Raw genomic sequence first — 2789 nt, forward strand, 5'->3', positions numbered from 1 at the left:
TGCACTTTCAGCAGCTAGATCACGAAAGCCCGCGCCAAAAGCGCGGGCTTTTTCATATCTGTAATCCACTCAAAGCGCCTCGGATTGCTCCCATCGACCGAAATAGGTTCGTTATTGGGGTGCATCAGCTCGTTGAAACTTGGTGCCCAGGCGGCACCCGTGTGCTGGTCGTCGAGGGAGACCTGACGGCGGTCGTTCAGACGCAGTTCGTAAGCGAGCACGACGTAGTGCGTACCGTAGTCGGGGTCGCCAAACGTGTTGGTGTCGTAGAAATGCTCGAAGACGCCGTAGAATGTCGTTTGTTCGAACGGGACGCTCAGGCCGGTTTCTGTCTGCAGGATCCGCTCAAAGGCCGTGACAAGCGTTTCGTTCTTGCGGATGCGTCCACCGGGCACGAACAGCAGGCCCTTGGCGGGATCGTTTTTGCGTTCGCCGACGAGCAGGTGACCGGCTGGATCGCGGATCAGAAGGTCGACCGCGATCAAGGGCGTGTGGCGTATGACGCCTCGGAACATGTCATCGCTGAGCAGTGCCAATTAGTTGTCTCGCACTTCGGCGAATGGGCTGAAAGCCGCCGCCAGTTTCGCCCTGCGGCGCCTTTTGGCGGAAATGCCCGCGCGGACGCAATATCCGGACGCGAAGCCAATGCCGAAAATCAGAGCAATAACGAGATAGCCCACCATATCCGGTTCCCCTACGCTTACGCTCGAATGTGGTCGAGAGTATCATAATACGTGCGGACCCGAATATGGCGCAGTGCAAATAAATTCTGACGGTTGAAGCGCGGCGCTTGCCAGCGCGTTTGATGGGCCGATCGCAGGAGGGGCCGTTTCGCTCGACCTGTCCTACAGGAACGACTTTCCGAACATCTTGATATCGGTGTTGCTCATGAGCTGGCTTCCGCACTCGCCTGCCGCGTCTTGAAGAACGGGCTCGGCTTAGGCGTCTCCGCATTGCCACGGAGCAGCTTGCGGCCGGCTTCGAGGCCGCCGATCACTTCTAGCTCCACGCGCTGCGCGTCGCGTTCGCGGACGTCGGCAATGGCGTCGCGGGCCGCATCCTCGTCGAGGCCGAGGCCGGTCAACACGGCTTCGCTGAACACCAGCGCGGATTCAAACGTTTCGCGGATCTGGAATTCGACGCCGGCATGGATCAGCCGCAGCGAATGGCCGCGGTCGTAGGAGCGGACATAGAGTTTGGCCAGCGGGAATTCCGAGCGGCAGAGTTCGACGATGTGATCGGCGGCCTCCGGTTTGTCGACGCAGATCAGGATCGCCTCGGCGGTGGCGGCGCCAGAAGCGTGCAGGACGTCGAGGCGGGTGCCGTCGCCGTAATGGACCTTGAAGCCGAAGGTGCCGGCAGCGCGGATCATGTCCACGTCGGTCTCGATCAGCGAGAGTTCGACATTGCGCGCCAACAGGGCCTGGCTCGCCACCTGGGCGAAGCGGCCGAAGCCGATGAACAGCACCTTGCCACGCAGGCCGTCGGCCTTGTCGATGCCGTCCATGGACACCGGCGCGCCGCGCCGCATCTGCGCATGGACCAGCAGCACGATGGGCGTCAGCGCCATCGACAGGATCACGATGGCGCTCATCACCGCCGAGACTCGGGTCTCGAAGATGCCTGCGGTGCCGGCAGCCGCATAGAGCACGAAGGCGAATTCGCCGCCTTGCGCAAACAACGCGGCGCGGTGGGTAGCGGCGGCGTGATCGGATTTGGCGAGGCGCGCGATCACATAAATGCCGATCGCCTTGACGATCATGAACGCCACGACGCCGCCCAGCACCATCATCCATTCACTGGCGACGATGCTGAGATTCAGCGACATGCCGACGCTCAGGAAGAACAGGCCGAGCAGGATGCCGCGGAACGGCTCGATATCGGCCTCGAGCTGATGACGAAAGTTCGATTCCGACAGCAACACGCCAGCGAGGAAGGCGCCCATCGCCATCGACAGGCCGACGCTTTGCATGAACACGGCGGAGCCGAGCACGACCAGGAGGGCGGCGGCAGTCAGCACTTCGCGCGCGCCGGCACGCGCAATGATGCGGAAGAACGGGTCGAGTAGCCAGCGGCCTGCGGCCAGCAATGCGGCAAGACCGGCGAATGCGATGGCGGCACTTTGCCACATCGGCTTGGCATTCGCGGCTACGGGTGCATCGGCGGCGCCCCAGATGGCGACCAGCGCCAGCAGCGGTACGATGGCAAGATCCTCCAGCAGCAGGATCGCGATGGCGCGCTGGCCTTCGGGCGAGGAGGTCTCGTCCTGCTCTTCCAGCAGCTGCATGATGACAGCGGTAGAGGAGAGCACAAAACCCATCGCGCCGATCATGGCGACGGGAAAGCTGAAACCTGCAGCCATCCCGACCAGCGTGAGCAGAAAACCGCAGGTGATGACCTGGGCTGCGCCGAGGCCAAAGATCTGTCGTCGCAGTTTCCAGAGTTTCGACGGGCGCATCTCCAGCCCGATGATGAACAGGAACATGACGACGCCAAGTTCGGCGGTGTGGAGCAGGGTTTCCGGATCGTTGAACAGGCCAAGGCCGAATGGCCCCACGGCGAGGCCGGCGGTGAGATAGCCAAGAACAGAGCCGAGCCCCAAGCGCTTGAACAGTGGTACTGCGACGGTGGCCGCACCGAGCAGGACGATCGCGTGTCCCAAGCTAAAACCGGAAGCGTCCGCCATGAAACCTCTTTCGTTGATCTGCCGGACAGTTCAGCCCGTCGCGTAGAGCACCTTGGTTGCGTATGCCCGTGTGATGCGCTGCGAGCAAGCGTGGATGGCCGCG

Annotated in this window: 3 protein-coding genes; all 3 read right to left on the minus strand. The window is 62.4% G+C overall.

Translation table 11 applies throughout. The features are described from left to right. Positions 1–14 precede the first annotated feature (14 nt). On the minus strand, positions 15–536 hold the full coding sequence (locus ACIQ2A_RS25875) for an NUDIX domain-containing protein (RefSeq protein ID WP_398484942.1): 522 nt from the start codon (positions 534–536) through the stop codon (positions 15–17). Beyond that, a complete protein-coding gene (locus ACIQ2A_RS25880) occupies positions 537–683 on the minus strand; it encodes a hypothetical protein (RefSeq protein ID WP_398484944.1) in 147 nt (48 codons plus the stop codon). 203 nt (positions 684–886) lie between these two features. Continuing rightward, entirely contained in the window at positions 887–2686 is a 1800-nt protein-coding gene (locus ACIQ2A_RS25885; RefSeq protein WP_398484946.1) for a monovalent cation:proton antiporter-2 (CPA2) family protein, read from the minus strand. Positions 2687–2789: the final 103 nt, after the last annotated feature.

The sequence above is a fragment of the Tardiphaga sp. genome (genome assembly GCF_044336785.1).
Classification (GTDB): Bacteria; Pseudomonadota; Alphaproteobacteria; order Rhizobiales; family Xanthobacteraceae; genus Tardiphaga.

Coding starts and splice junctions, on each gene's coding strand:
- ACIQ2A_RS25885 (WP_398484946.1), bottom strand. CDS start 2,686: ATGGCGGACGCTTCCGGTTTTAGCTTGGGACACGCGATCGTCCTGCTC.
- ACIQ2A_RS25880 (WP_398484944.1), bottom strand. CDS start 683: ATGGTGGGCTATCTCGTTATTGCTCTGATTTTCGGCATTGGCTTCGCG.